The organism is Parapedobacter sp. SGR-10 (assembly GCF_011030405.1).
Taxonomy (GTDB): Bacteria; Bacteroidota; Bacteroidia; order Sphingobacteriales; family Sphingobacteriaceae; genus Sphingobacterium.
Genome location: NZ_JAAJTJ010000012.1, coordinates 39,209 through 61,979 on the forward strand (window position 1 = coordinate 39,209; position 22,771 = coordinate 61,979).

General features: G+C 43.8%; 17 protein-coding genes and 1 riboswitch. Of the genes, 3 read left to right on the top strand and 14 right to left on the bottom strand.

Annotation, left to right across the window (positions count from 1 at the left end):
* Positions 1-38 precede the first annotated feature (38 nt).
* The 5 genes from G5B00_RS10310 to G5B00_RS10330 form a co-directional block, all read right to left on the bottom strand.
* Entirely contained in the window at positions 39-1,220 is a 1,182-nt protein-coding gene (locus tag G5B00_RS10310) for a homoserine dehydrogenase (RefSeq protein ID WP_163874552.1), read from the bottom strand.
* Positions 1,221-1,443: 223 nt separating this feature from the next.
* On the bottom strand, positions 1,444-2,751 hold the full coding sequence (locus tag G5B00_RS10315) for an O-acetylhomoserine aminocarboxypropyltransferase/cysteine synthase family protein (RefSeq protein ID WP_163874555.1): 1,308 nt from the start codon (positions 2,749-2,751) through the stop codon (positions 1,444-1,446).
* Between the two features lie 240 nt (positions 2,752-2,991).
* A riboswitch (SAM riboswitch) is annotated at positions 2,992-3,103 on the bottom strand.
* Between the two features lie 217 nt (positions 3,104-3,320).
* On the bottom strand, positions 3,321-4,568 hold the full coding sequence (gene clpX / locus G5B00_RS10320) for an ATP-dependent Clp protease ATP-binding subunit ClpX (protein WP_163874558.1): 1,248 nt from the start codon (positions 4,566-4,568) through the stop codon (positions 3,321-3,323).
* Between the two features lie 4 nt (positions 4,569-4,572).
* Positions 4,573-5,271 (bottom strand): ATP-dependent Clp endopeptidase proteolytic subunit ClpP, encoded by a 699-nt coding sequence (gene clpP / locus G5B00_RS10325; RefSeq protein WP_163874561.1) that lies wholly within the window; start codon positions 5,269-5,271, stop codon positions 4,573-4,575.
* A gap of 76 nt (positions 5,272-5,347) precedes the next feature.
* The gene (locus G5B00_RS10330) at positions 5,348-5,803 is read right to left on the bottom strand and encodes a type I restriction enzyme HsdR N-terminal domain-containing protein (protein WP_163874563.1); all 456 of its coding nucleotides are present in this window, start codon (positions 5,801-5,803) and stop codon (positions 5,348-5,350) included.
* Positions 5,804-5,938: 135 nt separating this feature from the next.
* Between G5B00_RS10330 and holA the strand changes: the two genes are divergently transcribed.
* From holA to G5B00_RS10345, 3 genes are all read left to right on the top strand, one after another.
* Positions 5,939-6,949: a DNA polymerase III subunit delta gene (gene holA / locus G5B00_RS10335; protein ID WP_163874566.1), complete on the top strand. Its 1,011-nt coding sequence runs from the start codon at positions 5,939-5,941 to the stop codon at positions 6,947-6,949.
* A 63-nt stretch (positions 6,950-7,012) separates the two neighbouring features.
* Entirely contained in the window at positions 7,013-7,579 is a 567-nt protein-coding gene (locus G5B00_RS10340) for a hypothetical protein (RefSeq protein ID WP_163874568.1), read from the top strand.
* Between the two features lie 68 nt (positions 7,580-7,647).
* Positions 7,648-7,842 carry a YwbE family protein gene (locus G5B00_RS10345; protein ID WP_163874570.1) on the top strand — a complete coding sequence of 65 codons (195 nt, stop codon included), beginning with the start codon at positions 7,648-7,650 and terminating at the stop codon, positions 7,840-7,842.
* 38 nt (positions 7,843-7,880) lie between these two features.
* On the opposite strand, the gene glpT is transcribed toward G5B00_RS10345, so the two are convergent.
* The 9 genes from glpT to G5B00_RS10390 all read right to left on the bottom strand — a co-directional run bounded on the left by glpT (position 7,881) and on the right by G5B00_RS10390 (position 22,600).
* Entirely contained in the window at positions 7,881-9,221 is a 1,341-nt protein-coding gene (glpT, locus tag G5B00_RS10350; protein WP_163874573.1) for a glycerol-3-phosphate transporter, read from the bottom strand.
* A gap of 15 nt (positions 9,222-9,236) precedes the next feature.
* Complete coding sequence (locus G5B00_RS10355; protein ID WP_163874576.1) at positions 9,237-10,151, bottom strand: glycerophosphodiester phosphodiesterase family protein; 915 nt, start codon at positions 10,149-10,151, stop codon at positions 9,237-9,239.
* A 171-nt stretch (positions 10,152-10,322) separates the two neighbouring features.
* Positions 10,323-12,293, bottom strand: coding sequence for a calcineurin-like phosphoesterase C-terminal domain-containing protein (locus G5B00_RS10360; protein ID WP_205966388.1), 1,971 nt, complete (start codon positions 12,291-12,293; stop codon positions 10,323-10,325).
* An 88-nt stretch (positions 12,294-12,381) separates the two neighbouring features.
* A complete protein-coding gene (locus G5B00_RS10365; RefSeq protein ID WP_163874583.1) occupies positions 12,382-13,950 on the bottom strand; it encodes a DUF5689 domain-containing protein in 1,569 nt (522 codons plus the stop codon).
* An 11-nt stretch (positions 13,951-13,961) separates the two neighbouring features.
* On the bottom strand, positions 13,962-15,392 hold the full coding sequence (locus G5B00_RS10370; protein WP_163874585.1) for a SusD/RagB family nutrient-binding outer membrane lipoprotein: 1,431 nt from the start codon (positions 15,390-15,392) through the stop codon (positions 13,962-13,964).
* 21 nt (positions 15,393-15,413) lie between these two features.
* The gene (locus tag G5B00_RS10375) at positions 15,414-18,647 is read right to left on the bottom strand and encodes a SusC/RagA family TonB-linked outer membrane protein (RefSeq protein ID WP_163874588.1); all 3,234 of its coding nucleotides are present in this window, start codon (positions 18,645-18,647) and stop codon (positions 15,414-15,416) included.
* A 77-nt stretch (positions 18,648-18,724) separates the two neighbouring features.
* Positions 18,725-19,450 (bottom strand): MIP/aquaporin family protein, encoded by a 726-nt coding sequence (locus tag G5B00_RS10380; protein ID WP_163874591.1) that lies wholly within the window; start codon positions 19,448-19,450, stop codon positions 18,725-18,727.
* A 55-nt stretch (positions 19,451-19,505) separates the two neighbouring features.
* Complete coding sequence (gene glpK / locus G5B00_RS10385) at positions 19,506-21,011, bottom strand: glycerol kinase GlpK (RefSeq protein WP_163874594.1); 1,506 nt, start codon at positions 21,009-21,011, stop codon at positions 19,506-19,508.
* Positions 21,012-21,040: 29 nt separating this feature from the next.
* Positions 21,041-22,600, bottom strand: coding sequence for a glycerol-3-phosphate dehydrogenase/oxidase (locus G5B00_RS10390; protein WP_163874597.1), 1,560 nt, complete (start codon positions 22,598-22,600; stop codon positions 21,041-21,043).
* Between the last annotated feature and the right edge of the window lie 171 nt (positions 22,601-22,771).

Sequence of the window (22,771 nt, forward strand, 5' to 3'; positions counted from 1 at the left end):
AGACGCGATCAATCGCGTCTCTACAAAATAAAAATAAATTACAATATCTCCGCGAGGAAATAGCCGGGTTGATGGATCAGATCTCTTTTGTCAATGATCTCCTGCAAATTGATATATCCGATGACATATTTGGAGTCTTCGCCGTAGAAGCGTTCTACGATGCTGTTGAATGCGATGTTTTCCAATACATTGTCGTTCTCGTAGCGAAAATATACTTTTAGTTCGTAATTTGTGCTATATGCAATTTGAGCAGCATCGAGATGCTTTTTGTACTCGTAGCGATAGCCATAGCGAAGGGCGGCGATATCGGACAATACGGCTGATCCTGTAGGATGGCCTCCGGCTCCTTTGCCGAAGAAGAACTGTTCATCTGCGAAGGCTGCTTTGACCAATACACCGTTGTTTTCGTTCTCCACATTGTACAGTAGGCTGTCTTTGGTAATGAACTTGGGCAATACGTAAAGTACAACCTCACTGGAGGAGATTTCTTTTGCTAAAGGAATCAATTTGATCTTGAAATTCTTTTCCTTGGCATAACGGATATCAGCATTGTTCAGCTTGTCGATACCGAGATTAAGGATTTTATCGGGATTGACATAGATGCCGTAAGCGTGCGAAGCCACAATAGCTAGTTTGAATTTTGGATCATAACCGCCCACGTCCAATGTAGGGTCGGTCTCTGCGAATCCCAATTCCTGTGCTTTTTTCAAGGCAGAGTCGTAGCTTTGGTTTTCGTTGAAAATCTTGGACAGAATGTAATTGGACGAGCCGTTGAATATTCCGCTTACGGAGTGCAGGAGTTCGTTGTCATAGTATTCTTCCAGATTGCGGATAATGGGGATACTCCCGCATACAGCTCCTTCATAAAGTAGGCATGTGCCGTGTTCATGTTGTATGTCTACCAATTCCTCCAGATGGGTGGCAATCATTTTTTTGTTTGCCGATACTACATTTTTCCCGGATTTGAGTGCACGTGCAGTAATGTTGAAGGCAGCGTCTGCGTCATCAATCAGTTCGACTACGGTGTTGATCTCGGCGTCATCCAGAATCACATTGGCATCCGTCGTAAACAGGTGTGCCGGCAGACTACGCTCTTTATCCGCGTTTTTGATGACAAATCTCTTGATTTCAAGGTTCAGGTTTTTGGTCTTGATGATGTCGTACAGGCCTTGTCCTACGACACCGAAACCAAACATGCCTATAGTAAGCTTTTTGCTCATTCTTTGTATTATACTTTAATTTTTTTTATACGGTAGAGACTGTCTCAAAATTAAGAAAAACGCGTCATTGCGAGGAAGAATGACAAAGCAATCATTCATGCCATAAAAAGGCAAACTCGAATGAATAACGATCTAAAACTGCTTTAAATATAGATTCCTCCTATCGTCGGAATGACAAAAACAACGAATAGCTACTGCTTTTCGGACAGCCCATTATCTTATACTATCTGATCTTATCAAATGCTTGCTGAAGATCCGCCTTGATATCATCGACATGTTCTATACCGACAGATAAGCGCAGTTGTCCTGGATATACTCCGGCCTGACGTTGTGCTTCTTCGGGTAATTGTTGATGTGTGGTTGCCGCAGGGTGGATGATCAATGTTTTGGTATCCCCAACATTCGCCAGATGGCTGATCAATTCCAATGAGTCGATAAAGTCATTGGCTTTGTCTGCCCCTCCTTTGATGGTAAAGGACAGCACAGCTCCATAACCATTCTTTAGATACTTTTGCGCATTTTGGTGATAAGGGTGGCTTTTCAAACCGGGATAAGTTACCTTTTCTACCTGTGGGTGTGCTTCGAGCCATTGGGCGATTTCCAACGCATTGTCCACATGGCGCTGTACGCGTAGAGATAAGGTTTCCAAGCCTTGATTCAACAAGAAAGAGTTGAAGGGGGAGAGGGCGGGACCAAAGTCACGCAAGCCTTCCACACGCGCACGAATGATAAATTGGATATTGCCAAAAGGACCATTTTCGCCAAAGACATCCGAGAACACCAAGCCATGATAACCTTCGGATGGCTCGGAAAACTGCGGGAATTTACCGTTGCCCCAATTGTAATTTCCTCCATCGACAATCACACCACCTATACTTGTCCCGTGTCCGCCGATCCATTTGGTGGCAGCTTGAACCACGATATTTGCACCATGCTCCAAAGGTTTGAAAAGATATCCGGCAGCTCCGAATGTATTGTCCACGATAAGCGGTAAATCATATTTACGTGCTATGGCAGCTATCTGTTCAAAATCCGGGATATTGTAGCTTGGATTCCCGATTGTCTCCAGGTAGATTGCTTTGGTACGGTCATCGATCAGGGACTCGATCTGTGCCGGATCAGCATCCGTTGCAAAACGCGCATCGATACCCAATCTCTTGAAAGAGACTTTGAACTGGTTGTATGTACCGCCATATAAGTTGGAGCTTGTGACGAAATTGTCACCACTTTCCAGAATATTTGTTAACGCAATAAACTGTGCCGCTTGTCCCGAAGCCACAGCCAACGCTGCTACACCACCTTCCAGTGCCGCTACCCGTTTTTCAAAAACATCGGTGGTGGGATTCATAATGCGGGTATAGATATTGCCGAATTGTTTTAAGGCAAATAAATTGGCACCGTGCTCGGCATTGTCAAACACAAAAGAGGTAGTTTGATAGATAGGTAATGCACGTGCTCCTGTGGTTGGGTCAGGCTCCTGACCGGCATGTACTTGTAGTGTTTCGAATTTTAAGGTTTTATAATCTGCCATGTTGTTTTATATTAAGGGTAAAAAAATATCTTTCTGTTGCTTTCAAAAAAAATCAAAGGTTGGTCGTCGTATAATTGCACAAGATGGATTGTTCCAGCAAAAAAAGAACAACCGTTCCGCGCAGAGACGACTAGCGCATTCGCAATATACAGCAATGATTTTGAAATACGATGCGATGGGCAAATTTTGTTGCCACAAAAGTCATCGTATGTGTAATAATTCTCGGTGTCATAGTCTAACTCATTATATGCTCCAGGGCAATACACCTTGGACAGGAATTGGCACCTTTTCAAATCCATTGATGGTTGCCAGTGGGTCATAGAGCCAGTCTCTCGCCACTTCTTTATAAATCAAGACCTATGTTTGAAAGGCGTTGATTAGAAGTACTTAAAAAAGTACAGTGCAAAGATAGTGATTAAATTTGAAAATGTAAAAGATTTGAAAATTTGAAGATTATCTCTTTTCCCTACCAAAGACGACCATTAAAAGATCGATTTTTTATCCTTTAGGGGGGAGAGGGGATAGTTTACTAATTTTTTAGCACATGGCTTAAACCATGTGCTAAAAAATTAAGCCGCTTTCAATTTCTTGATATCTGACTTGGCAAACTTCTGCTTGGCGTAGTCCAATGTGATGTGGAGTACCTTGTCCTGTAACTGCTCTTTGGTGGTCGGTATCTCAAACATAGCATCTAACATGATCGCTTCGCAGATACTGCGGAGTCCACGGGCACCTAGTTTGAATTCCCAAGCCTTGTCCACAATGAAATCGAACACTTCCTTGTCAAACTTAAGCTCTATACCTTCGTATTCAAACAGTTTGATATATTGTTTGATCAATGAATTCTTGGGCTCTGTCAGGATACTCAAAAGTGTTTCCTTGTCCAACGGATTGAGATACGAAAGTACCGGCAGACGTCCGATGAGCTCGGGAATAAGGCCAAAACTCTTTAAATCTTGTGGCGTGATATACTTGTAAAGGTTGTTGAGATCGATATCCTCTTCCTCTTCACTCATCTTATACCCGACGGTCTGCGTCCGCAGACGGTTTGCAATTTTCTTTTGTATACCATCAAAAGCTCCACCACAGATAAACAGGATATTGCTTGTATTGACCGAAATCATCTTTTGATCGGGGTGCTTACGTCCGCCTTGAGGGGGTACGTTGACGTTGGTACCTTCCAATATTTTCAGCAAAGCCTGCTGTACGCCCTCTCCGGACACGTCGCGCGTAATGGAAGGATTGTCACTTTTGCGTGCGATCTTATCGATCTCATCGATGTAGATAATACCACGTTCGGCGGCAGTCACATCGTAGTCTGCTGCTTGCAGCAACCGTGTCAAAATGCTTTCCACGTCTTCGCCCACATAACCGGCTTCGGTCAATACGGTGGCATCTACGATCGAGAACGGAACATTCAGTATCTTGGCTACAGTCTTGGCCAGGAGCGTTTTTCCTGTGCCTGTCTCACCGACGATAATCAGGTTTGATTTTTCGATCTCGGTTTCGTCAGCAGAGGTCTTTTGATTCAATCGCTTGTAGTGATTGTACACGGCGACCGAGATGACCTTTTTGGCTTCATCCTGACCGATGACATATTGATCCAGATGCTGCTTGATTTCCAGGGGACGGATCAGCTTTAGTGTCGTTTGGAGAGACTTGTTTTTGCGTTGGTTGAGCTCTTCGGCCAGGATTTCTCCCGCCTGTGTCACACAACGGTCACAGATATGTGCCCCATCTCCCGCAATGAGCATCAATGCTTCATTCTTGCTAATCCCACAAAAGGAGCAGTGTATATCTTTGTTACTTTTACTCATCTTTTTATTTACTTTCTTTCTTCGGTATCAGTACCTCATCAATCATGCCGAATTCCTTTGCCTCATTGGCACGCATCCAATAGTCGCGATCAGATGATTTTTCTACCCATTCATAGGTTTGTCCGGAATGTTCGGCGATGATGGAATACAATTCTTCTTTTATTTTGAGCATTTCCCGCAAATTGATCTCCATATCAGCAGCGACTCCCTGTGCTCCTCCCGATGGCTGATGGATCATGACCCGTGAGTGTTTTAGCGCAGCTCTTTTGCCTTTTGCTCCGGCAACCAATAGCACGGCACCCATTGAAGCGGCCATCCCGGTACATATTGTCGCTACGTCTGGTGCGATATATTGCATGGTGTCGTAGATGCCCAATCCTGCATACACACTTCCTCCCGGAGAGTTGATGTATATCTGTATGTCCCGTTGTGCATCGGTAGATTGTAAGAACAATAATTGTGCCTGTATGATATTGGCTACCTGGTCGTTGACGGCATCCCCCAAGAAAATGATACGGTCCATCATCAGTCGGGAGAAAACGTCCATCTGTGCGACATTGAGCTGTCTTTCTTCTACAATGTACGGTGTCAGGTTCGTGGGTATGGCAGCCGCTGTCCTCGAGATAAATCCGTCTACATGTTGGCTTCCGATACGGTGGTGCTTGATAGCATACTTTCTGAATTCGTTTTTATCTATATTCATTTTGATGTTTTTCTAATGTTGTATTATAAAGGACTAATATAAAAGGTTTTTTGCGAAAAATTCAAACATTTTGTGTCTACTGAATGTAATTTGGCAAATCTTGGAGAAACTCACAGCTGCTATCCTCAAAATTGATCTTGCAAAAAAAGTGCTCTATGCCATTGCTGACCAATAACAACGGTATCCTGTGCCGTATATTGTAATGGCTGATCTGCTCAAAAGTTTTTTGGCTGATTTTTACGCCCGGAGCCTTGAATTCGGCCAATAGCACTTTTTGTCCCTGCTGATTGTAAATGACCAGATCCGTCCTTTTTTGCCGGCCGTTTAGCGTCATCCCCCCCTCAATATGCATGAGACTCTTTGGATATTGTTTGTATGTATGCAGATGGTGTATCCAATGTTGTCTGACCCATTCTTCGGGGGTAAGAAGTAAATTTTTCCTTCTTAATTCATCGAAAACGTAGATTTTCTCTTTGATGCGTCTGAGTTTCAATGGATAGGAAGGCAAGTTTAACGGTGTCGGCCTAAACATGTACAAAGATAAGGAAATTATAGTGTATTGCGATAGGTGTATTGCGTATTCCGTCAGTAGAGACGCAATGCATTGTGTCTCTACCATTACATAAATATCCTTTCTTTCGACAGAAATGATTAATTTCGCAGCAGGATGAACGTGAACAGCATACTGTCGGATATCAAGCAACGAAAGTTTAAACCGTTGTACCTATTGCATGGAGAAGAGGCTTACTATATCGACCTGATCAGTGACCGTATAGAGCATACGGTATTGCAGGAGGCACAGAAAGGCTTTGACCAGACCGTGCTCTATGGCAAAGATACGGACATCTCGACGATCATCAATGCGGCCAAGCGTTACCCAATGATGAGCGATTATCAGGTCATCCTTGTCAAGGAGGCCCAGAACCTCAAGTGGAAGGCCGAGGACGAATTGTTTACCAGATATGTGGAAAATCCCACGCCGACAACCATTTTGGTACTGGCTTACAAGCATGGCAAGTTCGACAAGAGAACCAAGCTGTACAAGCAGATTGATAAGATCGGGGTGGCCTTTGAATCGGAAAAGCTTTACGAAAACAAGATAGGAGCCTGGATCACGGAAGAGGTACAGCGCGAGGGCGGCCGCATACATCCGCAGGCAGCTGCTTTGATGGCTGAATATTTGGGTACTGACCTCTCCAAAGTGGCCAACGAGGTGCAAAAGCTATTGCTGAATGTGTCCCGGGAGCAGGAGATATCGCTGAAAGATGTGGAGGACAATATCGGTATCAGCAAAGATTTCAATGTGTTCGAACTGAACAATGCCTTAGGCAAACGTGATGCGGTAAAGGCTTTTCAGATCGTGGATTATTTTGAGGCGAACCCCAAAAACAATCCTTTCGTGGTGGTACTTGGATCATTGGGGGGATATTTTACGAAAATTTTAAAATACCACTACCTAGGCGATAAATCTTCGCAATCTGTCGCCAGAGCTTTGGGGGTTAGTCCTTTTTTTACCAAGGATTATGATATGGCTGCTCGAAATTTTAACAAACGCAAGACCTTCGATGTGCTTGCTGTGTTGCGGGAGTATGATCTCAAATCCAAGGGTATGCATGTCGGTCCTTTGGCAACTCATGGGGATCTGATGCGGGAAATGGTTTTTAAGATTTTGAATTGATGATGAGATGGCGTAGGGGCGAAAAATCTTTCGCCCGTACAAATGAATGTTTTAAGTAAACAAATGAAAAAAATAATACTCTCTCTCTTTTTTATGGCCGGCAGTAGCCTGGCCTTTGCCCAGTCCAGTACGTATTTCATCATTCAGGGTGGGGGCAATTTAGGTTTTGCAAATGAAGGTTACAAAGGGGCTTTCAATGGGTATTCCGCACATTTTATCTTTGGCAAGAACTATTCGGACCGTGCTTATTTGGGATTAGGGTTGGGCAATGAACGCTTGCAGGGTAAGTATCAAACGAACGATCCGCACGATGCTGACCAGACCAGGCGCCAATATGACCAAAATCTCTTTCCGATATTTGTAGACGGAAGATTGCCATTTGGGGAGTTTACACCAACCTCAAGGATAGGGCTATTGGCCAATGCGGGCTATGCACCCCGGTTGAGCGCGATGTATGACAAAGGTTTTCTTTTCAAGGCCGGCTTTTTCTACCTGTACGAGCGGCCTGGACGAATGAATTGGACAGTTTCGGCAGCATACGGTTATCAGCAACTGACCAAGAATATCCATGCACGCAAGGATTTTCAACATCAGCATTTTAATGTTTCTTTGGGGGTGATGTTAAAGTAGAGGCGTGATTGATCCCGTGTCATAGCTAAATGGATCACGTCTTGCTATATATACAAATAAAAAAACAAATGGACGGAAAGACAAGAGCACATATCAAACCGGGCGTGTTGGTCAACATCGTGTTGAAAAAGGACCAGCGGACAGGTAAACTGACAGAAGGGATCGTAAAAGACCTGCTGACCTCAGCGCCGTTTCATCACCGTGGTATCAAGGTTCGTCTGGAAGACGGACAGATCGGGCGTGTGCAGGAGATATTGGATTAGGTAGAGACGCAATGCATTGCGTCTCTACTTTCGTGCATTTACCTCAATTGAAGCAGATCTTTTTCCCTGTTCCACGTGAATGCGGTGAATAGGATAGCTAGACCGCAGGACAATAAGATGACCTCAAAACTGGCATTCCATCCACTATAGTCTACAATGCCCCCCAACGCCGCGTTGGCCAAAAGATCGCCGATGAAATAACCAAACAAGCCGGTCAAACCTGCGGCCGTACCGGCAGCTTTCTTGGGGACGAGATCTAATGCTTGCACGCCGATAAGCATGACCGGACCGTAGATCAAGAAACCCACTGTCCACAGCGAACCGTTCACGAGCCAGGCGGTCTCCCCCGGGGTCACCCAATACACAAATACGGCCAGAAAAGTAAGTGCCATGTAGATAATGGTCACAGGGGCACGGCGGCCCTTGAACAGTTTATCGCTCATTATCCCGCAAAGGATGGTGCCTGGTATGGCAGCCAATTCATAAATCGAGGCTGACCATGTCGCTTCCGAAGCGGTAAAATGCTTGGCTTCCTGCAGATACGTTGGGGCCCAGTTGATGATCCCATTGCGCACGAGATAGACAAAAGCATTGGCAACAGCGATAAACCACAACATTTTATTGTTGAAGACATACTTGAAGAAGATGTCTTTTGCACTGAACTCTTTCTCCTGCGATTTGTCGTACGTCTTTGGATAGTCGTTGTTGTATTCCTCAATAGGGGGAAGCCCACAGGATTGCGGGGTATCTCTGACCAACAATATTGAAATCAAAGCTACCAATAGTGCCGCTAACCCCGGGAAATAAAGACGGGCCTGCCAGTCGACAAACAACTCTACACCGAGTATAGCCAATGGCCCCACCAAAAAACCGCCTACATTGTGGGCAAGGTTCCATATGGACATGGCCGTACCCCTCTCTTTGATCGAATACCAATGTACTACTACGCGTCCACATGCAGGCCACCCCATACCTTGTACCCATCCGTTGATAAACAAGAGAATAAAGATGATAGCAATAGATGAGGTTGCAAAGGGTGAGAAACCCATGAATATCATCGTCAGTGACGAAAGGATCAATCCGGTAGCCAGAAAATAACGGGCATTACTCCGATCCGAAACATTGCCCATCAAGAATTTACTAAGACCATAGGCAATTGAAATCGCAGACATGGCAAACCCTAGTTCAGCCTTGCTATAGCCCAGGGTATCCTGTAGATCCTTGACGGCAAACGAAAAATTCTTACGAACAAAATAATAGGCCGCATACCCGATGAATATACCGATAAACACCTGTAAACGCAGTTTTTTATACTCAGGATCTATTCTGTCTGCAGGCAACTGCGGTTTGTGTGCTGCGGGTTTGAAAATATTGAACATAGATTGTGGTTGTTGTTAAAATAAGTTGGGGTAGTCACTGATGATACCATCTACTTTGAGTTTTTCAAGTGCTTGAATCTCTTCCTTGGTGTTTACCGTCCATGGCACGACTTTGATGCCTTTTTTATGGGCATCTTCTACAAATCCTGCGTCGACCAGTTTGTAGTAAGGGCTGATGATAAAAGGTTTAAAACCCAACTCTTTGATCAATTCATCAATCGTTTTTGTGTTTTTGCCATCGATCAGATAGGAGGTCTTTATCTGCGGATAAGTCTTGTTGATATATTGTATGGTTCTTTTGTCAAAGGATTGGATCACAGTGCGCGAACCTATGCCTTTCTCGATGACGATCTGTAACAATAAGTCTGAAAATTCTTGTGGGGCGGGGTGTGCTATATGATCTCTCTTTTCGCTGCTTTTTGTCTCAATGTTATAGTACATAGGGGACTTGCGCGTAGTTTTGGCATAAGCCTCTGCCTCATCGATCAGATCAGCCAGTAAGGAGATCTTTGTAGAGATCTTTTTTTGTTCGGGAAAATCAACATTTCCTTTCAGTCCCAGGTCAAACGTTGCCAACTCTTCCCAGGTATAATCGTACAATAAGCCCTTGATGTCTTTTCCTTTCAGTTCTTGACCGTTAGTATAAGTCACAAACTTGGGGTTTAGATAGTGATCGTGATATACGACGACCTTTTTGTCTTTTGTAATATGACAATCCATCTCCAAGGTAGTCACTTTTGGAAGGTCTATAGCTACTTTCATAGCACCAATGGAGTTTTCGGGATATAGGCCTCTTGCACCCCGATGTCCTTCATACGAAAAAGAAGGAAATGTAGCATTTTGTGTCATCGTGTGTTTGGTGGTTTTGCAGGAAGATATTCCTAGACATACAATAACCAATGGTAGGACAATTTTATTAATGGCAGACATTGTTTGTTTTTGTTTTTACTGTTTCAAAAGGTTTGAGTTCGTGTCAAAACTATCTAAAAATAAACTATTTTAAATAAAGAAAAAGTAACAATTCTATTTCTTAGAATATGCTTGGATATTTACCTTTTCTACTTATCATAATATTACCCCTAATATACAAAGGAGTCGTTGCTATTTCATGTTATATGTAAAATCTTTTGGTCTTGTCATGGTTTCGGTGTAAATGTTGCCAAAGCGATCTTTCACCTGAATATCTAATGTAGTATTCGCTGCACTGGCTTTAACCTTAAACATATGTGAGGTGTTGGTTGAATCGAATGTTGGCTCGGCGTTTACGTTCAGACGTTTCATACTGTATGATATGATATGCAAAGGGTCTCTGGAGTTTACACGTGTTACGGTGAGCGGATTTCCGCTTTCAGTCACCGTAACCGTCCACTGCGGATCGTATCCCCAGATATTGATAAGCACCTCATTGTTTTTATTTTCATTGGCAAAATCAAAAGCGTATTGAGGTACCATACTCTGGAATTCGGTTTTGGCGCTCGATGCATATTGACTTGCTGTGATATGCACATTGTTCAGATCATACGATCTGAACTGATAATCTTTGTCATAACCAATAGATTTATAATGCCATTTGATATCCTTGCCGGTCATTTCCCATACGCTATATCCACCCGGACTGCCATCTGGAGCGATATGATTGTCGGAATAACCGGTTCTGCCAGTCCACCACCAGGTGGCACATATTGCGGCGGTGTTGTGCTCCATGAGTTTTGTATTGTGTGGGACACGGTAATTAATATGTGTATGTCCGGTAAGAATATGTACTTCGTTGAATTGGCTCAGCAGGTTAATCAGCTGTTGCCCATTGCTTGTACGGAATCCTGGCAGCGTACCGTTTGCAGCAGGTGCATTGTGTACCTGAATATGTGTGGCGATGACGATAGGAGTGGAGGCATCTATTGTGGCCAGGTCTTTTTCGAGCCAACTGAGTTGTTGGTCTGAAAATTTGGCATTATAGTTTCTGTTACCGACTACTCCTGAGGCACCGCCAGTATTGATGTATTCGGTATTGTCCAGTACGATATAGTGTATCTTTCCCAGATTAAAAGAATAGTAGGTCGGTCCCAGTGTACGCCTATATGCATTTTCGGCAGACCAATCGTTGGCAAAATAAGGGTCGTTGTCATGATTGCCCATGATATTGAATACAGGAGCATTGACCTTACTGATTTGTTTTACGTATTCCGGAAGCATGAAACTATTACTGTACCAATAGGTATCCCATGTGAGGTCCCCCAAAGTCAGCCCATACACTTTTTTACCTTGACCCTGATAGCTTGCAATCTGCTGATTGACATCAGCTACAAATCCGTTTTGAAATTGTGTTAAATCTTCGTTACGGTTGGCCAGATGCAGGTCGGCCATAGCCAGGACGATATGGTTGTCATTGTTGACAGGTTTCAGTTCAAAATCTTTTACTTCTACAATGTCGGTGCCGGCATTGAGATACTGATAGAAAACAGGTAAGTTATTGTTTGTGCTGACGACTTCATAGTTGCCGGGAACGGAAACAAAAACATAACCAGTTTGTTTGTTGGACGCCAGATAATAAATGCCGTTTTGATCTGTTTTGGCGACATCGTATCCATCGGAAACAACCACATTGGCGACTCCCTGTCCATTGCTAAACACGGTTCCTTTGATATTTTTGCCCGCTATATCGGGGATATTGGGATTGATGACAAAGTTGACTGTGGTTTGACCCAGTTGTCTGGAATAATTACCTCTTTTAAGGATGACTGTGTAAGAGCCACTTTTGAGTTCGGTGGAATAAGTTAGCAGGATACCCTCATTGCTCACGGACTTGATGGGGATATCTATAGCTGTTCCTATATTGCCTTTCGGAACAAAGGATACGATGTCATCATTTTTGAATCCCTGGCCCTTTATGGATAATTCGCTACTGAGTGAAACATTGTAAACAGATTCAACTTTTAAGTTTGTCAGATTGATTGCTGCCGGTAGTTCGGTACCATCGTCTTTTCCTCCAGGAATGGTGGTATCTTTGCACGAATAGTTTAAAGATACGAAAGCTAAGATAAGGGCAATCAGAATCCTATGAATTTTTATCATATTCATTTATATAGTTTTTGGTTTTAAGTAAGTGTTTAATAGTTTGGCCTACAAACCATTTTCTTGGTTTGTAGGCCAAAACTAGTGATTAATCCACTTGTTTGGTCACACCATCGCCGGTTTCGATCATATCAATAGTGGAACTTTTATCCAAAATAAATATGTTATGCTCTCTTGGAGTTTCCCATTTTCTAGTGGTCGTGTTAAACTGTCCACCTAATTGAAAGAAATATCCTGCATCTGTATTAGTTGGACCGCCGTGATGTGGGAATCTGAAATCATTTTTGCCATCACCCATGGAGAAGAAAGGCGTGAGCTCTCCGGTGTCTTGGATATACATGGCATAATGATCCGTATTTGCAATTCTATAGCCATGTGTTTTATCAGGACTGATGATGGAAGCTGTTCCGTTGCCTCCATAGAATATCACATCTACAGGTACAGATTGTTCGGCGACATTCGTCCCAATGAATACTGCGATACCTCCGGCATTTCCACTATTTGGCATAATATTCGAATTTTTATCTCCCAATCCATCACCAGGATCGTTGGCTGTCGCAATGGTACGAATCCATTTTGCGTTCGAAATATCTGTAGAGTTAGCTCCATTTATTTTTTTCTGATGACCACCAACATAGAAAATATCTCCTTTACTGACAGATCCTTCAGTAAGATTAAATTTATATGTTTTTGCACCGCCTGTTGCCCACCCCGCTGTATGTAACACTGATCCTGCGTTATTGCTTGTCACAACGGAAAAAGGTACTTCAGCAAAATTAATATCTGTATTGGCGCGTAGTTGGATATATTCATAGTTACTATCACCACCTGAAGGATCGTTACAGAAACCAGTGATAATAATAGGGGTAGATCCGATGTATTCTGGTACTTCAGGATCTGAGACATCTACTATGTCTTCGCTATATCTGGGGAATATATTGTTTTTAGTAATGTCGCTATCTTTTGCTCCTAACATGATACCTGTAACATTTATATTTCTAGGTACCTGTGTCTGTGCAAATTCAGCTTCGGGCAGGGTGACTATACCAACAGTGTCTGCTCCGTTTATCATCAGTTTTGTTCCATTGAATACTTCTCCGGTTTCGGGCTTCGGATACATTTGCCCACCAACAATCTTCACGAGAGTGCCTTCAAAATTTTGTGGAGCTAAATTCATGCTGTAAGCGGTTGTCGTTACCCCCATGATATTGTTGCCCGTGGAGATTTTTTCAATATCTGCTGTCGTCACGCCGGTAACGGTCAGGAAGCCATCTCTTGTCAGTGTTTTATTATTGATATTGACTACGATCGAGTCGCCGGGCAGAAAATCTGCCGCTACGGATCCGGCGTGAATAGCCATACCTCTTAAGCGATTACGCTTCCATTGTTGGAGGATGATCGTACCGTCAGGGACATTCCCACTTCTATGGTCAGAAATAACTGTACCGTATATCTTAGATGCTCCGGTCAGCGTTTCCTCGTTGAGTTGTACATCACTACCTTTATGCAGGGCTCGTACATCTTCCAATGCGATATATGGGCTGAGTTCGCCCAGATAGTTTTCTGATTTGTCTTCACAGCTATGAAAAAGACCGACTGAGGCCAATAGGGCTAACAGGATAGCCTTTATTGTTTTTTTGTTGAATATAGTTTTCATAACAAGTTTCATTAAGGTTTTTGCCACCATACTAAGGTATTAATATTATCCGGTCCCTGATTTGCGACAGCTTTTCTGTAATTTTCTTTATTGGCGGCTTGCACGTATACCGGATAGTTGAGTCGTGCAGGCATTATGCCATTGTTGCCGTGCCCGGAAAGGATAGGTAGCTCCGGATAGCCTGTGCGCCTGAATTCGAACCAGGACTGTAGATCAGTGAAAAACAATGCGTAGTATTTCTGTTGATGGATGAGCTGCATCTTATGTGCTAAGTCTTCATTGTCATCCCAAACAATATGTTCGCCACCCATGTAATAACTCGGTACGGTCATTCCCCATAGCTCGATAGCGTTTTGAATCCCGGTTTCATAATATTCCTGCGCGGTCTTATTCGATACCCAGCCTTTAACAGCTGCCTCTGCCAAAATAAATTGTAGTTCGCCATAGTTCAGGATATTGCCCAACAATGGTTCTACCATTAATGAAGTGAGTAAAGCGGATTTGCCTTGTGGATTTGTACCGATGGGGTATCCACTAGGTACACCTGCATAATCTCCTTCGAAGAGTGAAGCCCATTTCTGAATGCGAGGATCTGACCATTCATTCAGATTGTTGACAAAGAAAGTAGTCAGCTTCGGGCCATACCAGTCTCCGGGTCGCCATGTGGCAAAAGGAGAAACGTAAGGAGACGAACCTGTCCATCTTAAGATAGCCGACTCGGCATTGCTGGAGATCAAAGGATAGTCCGTTGGTTGGTCATCTACGATCTTTTTGATTTTCGCAGGTGCATCCATATTGGCCTTGTGCGATACACGTAAAAGTAACCTCAGATAAAGTGAATTGCCAAACTTTCTCCATAAAGCTACATTGCCGTTAAAAATAGGCTCACCGCTTATATTGGGACTGCCTTTTAGTAAGGTGTTTGCTTCTTCCAGCTTTTCAAACAGATCCTGATATATGGCTTCCTGCGAATCAAATTCAGGTGTGACGTTCAATTCTTTTCCTTGCAGTGCATTGAAGTAAGGGATATCTCCATAGGTGTCCGTCAACATAGAAAATACCCATGCCTGACAGATCAGGGAAACCCCCATATACGATTTGTCTTCCATTGCTTCGGCAAGTTTGTATATGTCTCTGAAATTATTCAATTGCGTATACCAATTGTTCCATAGGTAATCTGCTTCGGTAGCCCGGATATCATAGCGAAAGATTTTTCCATCTCCATCGCCCATATCTACCGTGACCTGCATCAGTTCGTTGGTGATGCGCTGGCTCCGGCTCATGTTGTATTCCACGACCTTTTTAAGGGCGGGAGCAAGCAGGTTAGCCGGTTGTACATTGCTTAGACCATTTGGATTCGTATTGATTTCCTCAAAATTCTTGTCGCATGAGGAGGCTCCTGTTAGTAATACAAAAGCCAAAAATATATGTATTCGTTTCATTTTTTTTTGTCCTCCTTAAAATTAAATGCCAATAACAATGTTCAGACCAAAAGTTCGTGTCGAAGGGAATTGTCCCAGCTCAAAGCCTTTGTTGATATCTGATCCACTTAACGTCCCAAATTCGGGATCGAATACAGGCCATTTGCTCCATACAAACAGATCTCGGCCAAATATGCCTACAGTTGCACGTTGTAGGCCTATGCGGGCCAATTGTTTGGCTGTAAAAGTATAGTCGATGCGGGCTTCCCGCAATTTCAAAAAGTCTGTGGAGTACGATGTACCTTCTACATTGTCTTTTCCTAAATGGGCTGTGTAGTAATCCCAAACATTTTCGGTAATAAAATCATTTGGCCTATAGGTGCCGTCTCCGTTGTCAATAACCCCTTTGCCAATAATACCATTGTACCTGCCACGTAAGGTGTTCTTTGTTTTGCCTTGCTCAGCTAAGTTTGCGGCCGTCAGCGAATAAGCTACTGCGCCAACCTGGGCATCGACCAAGAAACTAGCCCTGAACTGCTTGTAACGGAATTCGTTGTTTAAGCTCGCTTTCCATTTCGGGTTGGTATTACCAATATACATCATGGTATCGGTCAGTTGTGGGATACCGTTTTCGTAAATGATTTCACCCTGCGGAGAGCGTAAATACCCTCTGCCGTAGAGATCGCCCATACTTCCACCCGGGTACGCAATAATAGCTCCACGGCTACCAGGGCCATTTTGAAGGACGATGCTTGGCAGAATATCCGTTAAATATACAACCTTATTTCTGTTAGCGGTGTATGTTCCGTTTAGCCTCCATTGGAAGCCTCCTTTATGAACAGCAGTACCGCCGGCCTCTATTTCTATACCACTATTTTGGATTTCTCCGGCATTCAATAGAATTGTGCTATAGCCGGATGATCTGTCTGTCGTGGCTCTCAAGTGTTGATCCTTTGTCCAACCATGATAATAGGTGAGTCCTAAGTTAAATCTGTTTTTGAATAATCTCATGTCCGTACCGATCTCAAAACTATTTGTCCGCAGAGGCATTAGATCCGGATTTGGGATCAAGGTAGGATTAGAAGCACCCCCCGGAAATGTAACTTCCGGATTGTAAGTGTAAGATGTTAGATACGGTGTTGTTCCACCGCTACCTACACCTGCTAAGGAAGAGCGTAATTTTAGGTAAGAAATCTCTTGCGGAAGATCAAATACTTCGGAAACAATCAGACTGAGGTTTGCTGATGGGTAGAAGAAAGATGAGTTTCCTTTTCTTTCCGGAGTTGCTAAAGTACTGGCCCAGTCATTACGCGCTGAAAAATCAAAAAACAAAAGCTCTTTGTAAGAAAGTGTACCAAGTGCAAACCAGCTGTTTAATACATATTGTGATTGTAATGGAGAAGACACTACCAATCCGGCCGCATTGGCCAAAGTGTAGTTGCCAGGCACTGAAAGCGAATCTGCATAATTCCTTTCCTGATGTCTTTCATTTCTTAATGTACTTCCTCCAATAGATAAGCTTGTTTTGATGTCTGAATTGATCTCTTTGTTATAGTTAATCATCAGATCCGTACTGGTTTCCTGATTATAGATGGTTTGTGTACGGTACATTCCTTTTTTGAATTTTTCAGTATCAAAAGGGCGTTGTTGTGAACGTCTTTCAATGCCAAAATCTAAATTGGTACGCACCATGACATTCAGATTTTTTGAAAATTCATAATTCGCCTCCACGTTGCCCGTCAATCCGTTACGCTTGGATTTATTCAGCATCTCGTACGCGATCAGGTACGGGTTGTCCGGATAGCTACTGAATGGATAGTTTTGCACTTCGTTTTCTTGTCCTTTCTTCCAATAATCTTTCAACCAATCGAGGGGTGCATTAGGTACCCAGAAAATATTCCAATACATGATTGATTGGTTGTTGTAACCGGTGGAAGGCAGATTGTCACTTTTGTTTTGCTTAAAGTTGATGCGTGTCTGGATCTTTAATTTATCCGTAGCTTTATGACTGGCATTGACAGATATCGTATTCCGGTCGTAGCCTGTATTAGGTATGATCCATTCATTGTTTAAGTTGGTAAATGAAAAACGCATTGTTGTACGGTCATTACCACCGTCCAATGTAGCGGAATTTGTAAATGTACGTCCGGTATTAAAGAATTGTTTCCGCGCATCGGGATAAGGAACCCAGGGGGTCGGAGTCGTTGCTCTTGTTTGTGTGACAGGATCGTATTGGTAGAACAACTGTCCATCAAATTTAGCTCCCCAAACTGAACTTGTACTGCGTGTACTAGCCAATCCACCCCCGGCCAGGAAAGAATAGTAATTGACACCTTCGTCTCCTTGACCGTATTCGAATTGGTAATCCGGCCATCGTGAAATAGATTCAATGGTGGTGTTGGATGTGACTGTGACACCTATGCCTTTTCTGTTTTTGCCGGATTTGGTAGTAATAATGATCGCACCGTTGGCACCTCTCTGTCCGTAGAGAGCTGTTGCATTGGGGCCTTTCAATACCGTAATGTTTTCTATGTCTTCAGGATTGATATCTGATAATCCTGATCCATAGTCGGAAGGCGAATCGCCGGAAAGGTAGGCACCATGATCTCCTCCAGTCATTTTACCTGTACTACCACTAATAACAATTCCGTCGACAACTATAAGAGCATCATTATCGCCTGTAAGGTTATTTTCCCCGCGCAGAATAATTTTGTTTGAACCTGCCGGGCCACCTCCAGAACGTACCAAATTGACACCCGCTACTTTTCCGGATAGAGCATCCGTCCAGTTGTTGGAGATGGCATCGGTGAGTTGCTCGCCTTTTAGCTCGGTAGCGGCATACCCCAATGCTTTTTGATCTCTCCTGATACCGAGTGCCGTTACGATTACTTCACTGATCTGCTCGGCAGATTCTGACATTTGTATCACCGCATTGTTCATGTTGACATTGAATGTTCGGGACACTAACTCGTATCCGATGAATTCAAAGGTGACACTGGATCCTTTGGGGATATTCAGCTGGAACGTTCCGTCAGCATTGGATGATGCTAAAGTTCTGCCATTTAGACGGATGGATACGCCTGCTATAGGTTCGTTGGTGGATTGATCCAATATCCGACCTTGGATCCTGATCTGTTCCTGGCTTTGGCTCATGCTGCTTTCTGCCTTGGGGATATCCTTGGCATAAAGATCATTCCCTGCGTAGCACGCAACAGCCAAAGCAGCCCATAAAACTTTCGTCGAAAATTTTATGCGTCTTATCCTTTTTTGTCTCATTGTAAACATAAGGTCTTTTAATTATAATGGTTGCGAAAATTGAAAATTAATATGAATAGTGTGTTAATTTAAAGTTTCTAATATATAACCAAATATAACACTGCAGCCAACGTAGCTCCCAACAGAGGACCCGCAACAGGTACCCAAGCGTAGGAAGCGTTGAAGGAGGCTTTGTTCTTGATCGGGAGTAGGGCGTGTACGATCCGCGGTCCTAGATCTCTGGCCGGGTTGATGGCATACCCTGTTGTTCCTCCCAATGACAACCCTATGGCCCAGACCAAAAAAGTCACCGGGATAGCACCGATAGAGCCCAGTCCGATAGGGGAGGCATCTGGCAATGAGGCATCCTTGAAATGGAGGATGGTAAAGATCAATACAAATGTACCTACAACTTCAGAAACCAGATTGATGGGGAGGTTTCTTATGGCTGGTGCTGTACAGAAAACTGCTTGTTTGGCTCCGGCATCCTCGGTTTGGTCAAAATGATCCTTGTATATCAGCCAGACCAGAAAAGCTCCGGTTATGGCGCCAATGAACTGCCCCGCCATGTATTCCAAAGCAGTATATAGTTCTATTTTGCTAAGTACCAGATTGGCCAGTGTGACTGCGCAATTGAGATGGGCCCCACTGTAAGGGCCGGCTATCGTGACACCTACAAAGACAGCAAATGCCCAAGCTGTGGTGATGACGATCCACCCGGAGTTATTGCCCTTGGTTCCTTTGAGCACAACATTGGCTACTACGCCTCCCCCCAAAAGGATCATAGCTCCTGTACCGATGATTTCTGCGACAAATGGGGTCATTGGTTATGATTTACGATTTTTGATTTACAAATTGTTCTCTCTCCACTCTCCATTTTCAATTGTCCACTCTATAATCTGCCCAAAACTTTGCTGTATCGGTCGCTCTCTGCCATTCTTTCAGTTGATCGCCGATATTCTTGTGTTTGATGGGTGAAAAAACCTTGTCTTCTTCCCATAGTTCTTGCAACTCTTTGATGTCTTTCCAAAAGCCTATCGCCAGACCAGCCAAAAAAGCTGCACCCATAGCGGTGGTTTCTGTGATAGAGGGACGAATGACTTTGGATGTGATAATGTCAGCCTGAAACTGCATCAAAAAATTGTTTTGTGTCGCTCCGCCGTCTACGCGCAATTCTTTGATTTTGGTCTTCGAGTCACTTTCCATGGCCTTGAGGATGTCGTACGTTTGAAACGCAATACTTTCCAATGCTGCACGGGCTATATGGGCATCTTTGGCACCACGTGAAAGTCCAACCAAGGTACCCCGTGCTTCTGCGTTCCAATGCGGTGCACCCAAACCCGAAAAGGCCGGTACAAGATATACGCCATTGGTATCCTGTACGCTTGTAGCCAAAGGCTCGATGTCACTGGATTTTTTGATGATGCCCAGTTCGTCTCTTAGCCACTGCACGACAGCGCCTCCGATGAATACGCTGCCCTCTAAAGCATAACTGACTTGTTTCCCAATTTTCCAGGCAACGGTTGTCACGAGTTTGTTTTGCGAAATGATAGGCTTGTTGCCGATGTTCATTAGCAGGAAGCACCCTGTACCGTAGGTATTCTTGACCATACCTTTGGAAGTGCAAAGCTGTCCAAATAAAGCAGACTGTTGATCACCGGCGATACCCGCTATAGGAATACTATGATTGATCAGTTCCTGGCTAGTCTCTCCATAGACTTCCGAACTGCTACATACTTGTGGCAGTAAGGATTTTGGTATGTCAAATATGGCTAACAACTCTTCATCCCAATCCAGGGTGTGGATATTGAAAAGTAATGTTCTTGAGGCATTGGATACATCTGTGATATGTTTTTTGCCGTTGGTCAGATTGTACACAAGCCAGGAATCTACTGTGCCAAAAGCCAGGTCTCCTTTGGCTGCAAGCGTCTTTGCACCTTTTACATTGTTCAATATCCAATGGATCTTGGAGGCAGAAAAATAAGCGTCGATCAGCAATCCTGTTTTTTCCTGTATGGCTTTTCCATGTCCTTTCTTACTGATCTCCTTGCAATAGTCGGCGGTACGTCTATCTTGCCATACAATGGCATTGTAGATAGGTTTGCCGGTCTTCTTGTTCCATACGATGGTCGTCTCCCGTTGGTTGGTGATGCCGATTGCTTTTATAGTGTCCAGTTTAGTCTTTGACTTGGCGACAACTTCGGCCATGACAGCTAGTTGTGTGGACCATATTTCCTGCGCATCATGCTCCACCCATCCCGAACGGGGGTAGATCTGCGTGAACTCTTTTTGGGCTATATTGACAATCGCTCCTTGTTGGTCGAATAGTATCGCCCGAGAGCTCGTGGTGCCCTGATCTAGTGCTAATATGTATTCCTTCCTCATCCCTAGGTTTATATTTTGGTTATATGTAATTATATAACATAGTTATTAACCAATTGTTCGTACTCCTTTATTTCGTTGGCTATCCAATCTTCGTTTTTGCCTAGTTCCTGCGCCATGATCCGGGCCACTGTGGGAGCTGCGACTAGCGAAGCTTTTGCATCCAACAACAGGAAACGGATGCGTCTGGCCAAAAAATCTTCTACCTTGCGAACCATTTCATGTTGGCATGCCCACACCACTTCAGCAGCGATAAAATCATAATCCGGATGCAGCTTTTCCTTCCATTCGGGATTTTGTTCGGCCAATTGTAGTATGGTATCTGCATCTGTGCCATATACTTGCCAGTGTCCGGCACGTTTTTGCTGCGTGGAGCCGTGGATCGGTAGATCGGTCGTGCGACATGCTTTGAATTCAAGCCCGCCCGTTTTGATAGCCAGGTCTACGGTTTCTTCGGCCATTTTGCGGTAGGTCGTCCATTTGCCTCCTGTGATGGTGATGACTCCCGATTCACTAGCGATTAGTTTGTGATCCCTGGAAATTTCCTTCGTGCTACCTGGATCTCCGTTCGTAGGTGCTGCCAAAGGGCGTAGACCGGCGAAAATGCTAAGTACGTCATTTTTAGTAGGTGCATTTTCCAGGTATTGATCTGCTGTATTTAGGATAAAATCAATTTCTTCTTTCAGTGGCCTTGGTTCGATCTGGTGTTCGTTGAGTGGGGTATCCGTTGTTCCAAGCAATACTTTGCCATGCCAAGGAACGCCAAACAGTACTCTACCGTCGCTTGTCTCTGGAATCATCAGCGCGTCTTCATTACCCAAGAACTTTTTATCTATGACAATATGTGTGCCTTGGCTGGGACGTACCAGGTTGCGATGGGTAGGAGAGTCTAGTTTTAATATGTCGTCCACGAAAATACCGGTTGCATTGATAATGGTTTTTGCCGATATCGTATGGCTTTCATGGGTTTCTCTGTCTACAAATGTAAGTCCATTGGCTTTGTTGTGTCCATCTTTTTCGATGCGGACAACTTCCGCATAGTTCAATACGGTGGCACCGTGCTCGATGGCTGTCTGTGCCAAGTTGACGGCAAGCCGGGCATCGTCAAATTGGCCGTCGTAATATAGTATGCCGCCCAACAGACCTTTGGTTTTGACTTTCGGTAATTTTTCGATGACTTCTTTTTTGCTCAGTAGAACCGATTTACCTATACGGAGTTTGCCGGCTAGCCAATCGTAGGCTTTTAGACCGATGAGAAATTTCATCTTGCCAAACCAATTGTAGGAAGGGATCACAAAACTCTGAACAAATGAAACATGAGGGGCATTTTTGAAGATCAATCCGCGTTCGCGCAAAGCAGAATAGACCAGTTTGACATCTCCGTTTGCCAGATAGCGTACCCCCCCGTGTACCAGCTTGGTGCTTTTGCTGGAAGTGCCCTTGGCAAAATCGTATTTTTCGATGAGTATGGTTTTGTAACCCCGTGAAGCAGCGTCCACGGCGATACCCACTCCGGTGGCTCCACCACCGATAATAGCAATGTCCCAACTCTTGTTTATAGTATGAATGGCTTCGTTTCTTGTTTGTTTCATTTTGTTTTGAGACGTTTTGATGTTTTGAAAGTGTAAATATATAAAATAATCGAAAACAAATGAAATAAATAAAATAAGTATATAAGAAAACGAATGGAAGAGTAAGTTCTTGTGTTTGCGCTTCTATAATGAAATCCTTGTGACTGTAAAAATGACAAGACCAGATGGAGA

What these genes read in the sequence shown, in the direction of transcription:
- G5B00_RS10375 (WP_163874588.1), bottom strand. Translation starts at nt 18,647, where the DNA reads ATGAGACAAAAAAGGATAAGACGCATAAAATTTTCGACGAAAGTTTTA.
- clpP (WP_163874561.1), bottom strand. Translation starts at nt 5,271, where the DNA reads ATGAATATAGATAAAAACGAATTCAGAAAGTATGCTATCAAGCACCAC.
- G5B00_RS10330 (WP_163874563.1), bottom strand. Translation starts at nt 5,803, where the DNA reads ATGTTTAGGCCGACACCGTTAAACTTGCCTTCCTATCCATTGAAACTC.
- G5B00_RS10380 (WP_163874591.1), bottom strand. Translation starts at nt 19,450, where the DNA reads ATGACCCCATTTGTCGCAGAAATCATCGGTACAGGAGCTATGATCCTT.
- G5B00_RS10370 (WP_163874585.1), bottom strand. Translation starts at nt 15,392, where the DNA reads ATGAAACGAATACATATATTTTTGGCTTTTGTATTACTAACAGGAGCC.
- G5B00_RS10355 (WP_163874576.1), bottom strand. Translation starts at nt 10,151, where the DNA reads ATGTCTGCCATTAATAAAATTGTCCTACCATTGGTTATTGTATGTCTA.
- G5B00_RS10315 (WP_163874555.1), bottom strand. Translation starts at nt 2,751, where the DNA reads ATGGCAGATTATAAAACCTTAAAATTCGAAACACTACAAGTACATGCC.
- G5B00_RS10390 (WP_163874597.1), bottom strand. Translation starts at nt 22,600, where the DNA reads ATGAAACAAACAAGAAACGAAGCCATTCATACTATAAACAAGAGTTGG.
- G5B00_RS10340 (WP_163874568.1), top strand. Translation starts at nt 7,013, where the DNA reads ATGAAAAAAATAATACTCTCTCTCTTTTTTATGGCCGGCAGTAGCCTG.
- G5B00_RS10310 (WP_163874552.1), bottom strand. Translation starts at nt 1,220, where the DNA reads ATGAGCAAAAAGCTTACTATAGGCATGTTTGGTTTCGGTGTCGTAGGA.
- glpK (WP_163874594.1), bottom strand. Translation starts at nt 21,011, where the DNA reads ATGAGGAAGGAATACATATTAGCACTAGATCAGGGCACCACGAGCTCT.
- clpX (WP_163874558.1), bottom strand. Translation starts at nt 4,568, where the DNA reads ATGAGTAAAAGTAACAAAGATATACACTGCTCCTTTTGTGGGATTAGC.
- G5B00_RS10365 (WP_163874583.1), bottom strand. Translation starts at nt 13,950, where the DNA reads ATGAAAACTATATTCAACAAAAAAACAATAAAGGCTATCCTGTTAGCC.
- holA (WP_163874566.1), top strand. Translation starts at nt 5,939, where the DNA reads ATGAACGTGAACAGCATACTGTCGGATATCAAGCAACGAAAGTTTAAA.
- G5B00_RS10360 (WP_205966388.1), bottom strand. Translation starts at nt 12,293, where the DNA reads ATGATAAAAATTCATAGGATTCTGATTGCCCTTATCTTAGCTTTCGTA.
- G5B00_RS10345 (WP_163874570.1), top strand. Translation starts at nt 7,648, where the DNA reads ATGGACGGAAAGACAAGAGCACATATCAAACCGGGCGTGTTGGTCAAC.
- glpT (WP_163874573.1), bottom strand. Translation starts at nt 9,221, where the DNA reads ATGTTCAATATTTTCAAACCCGCAGCACACAAACCGCAGTTGCCTGCA.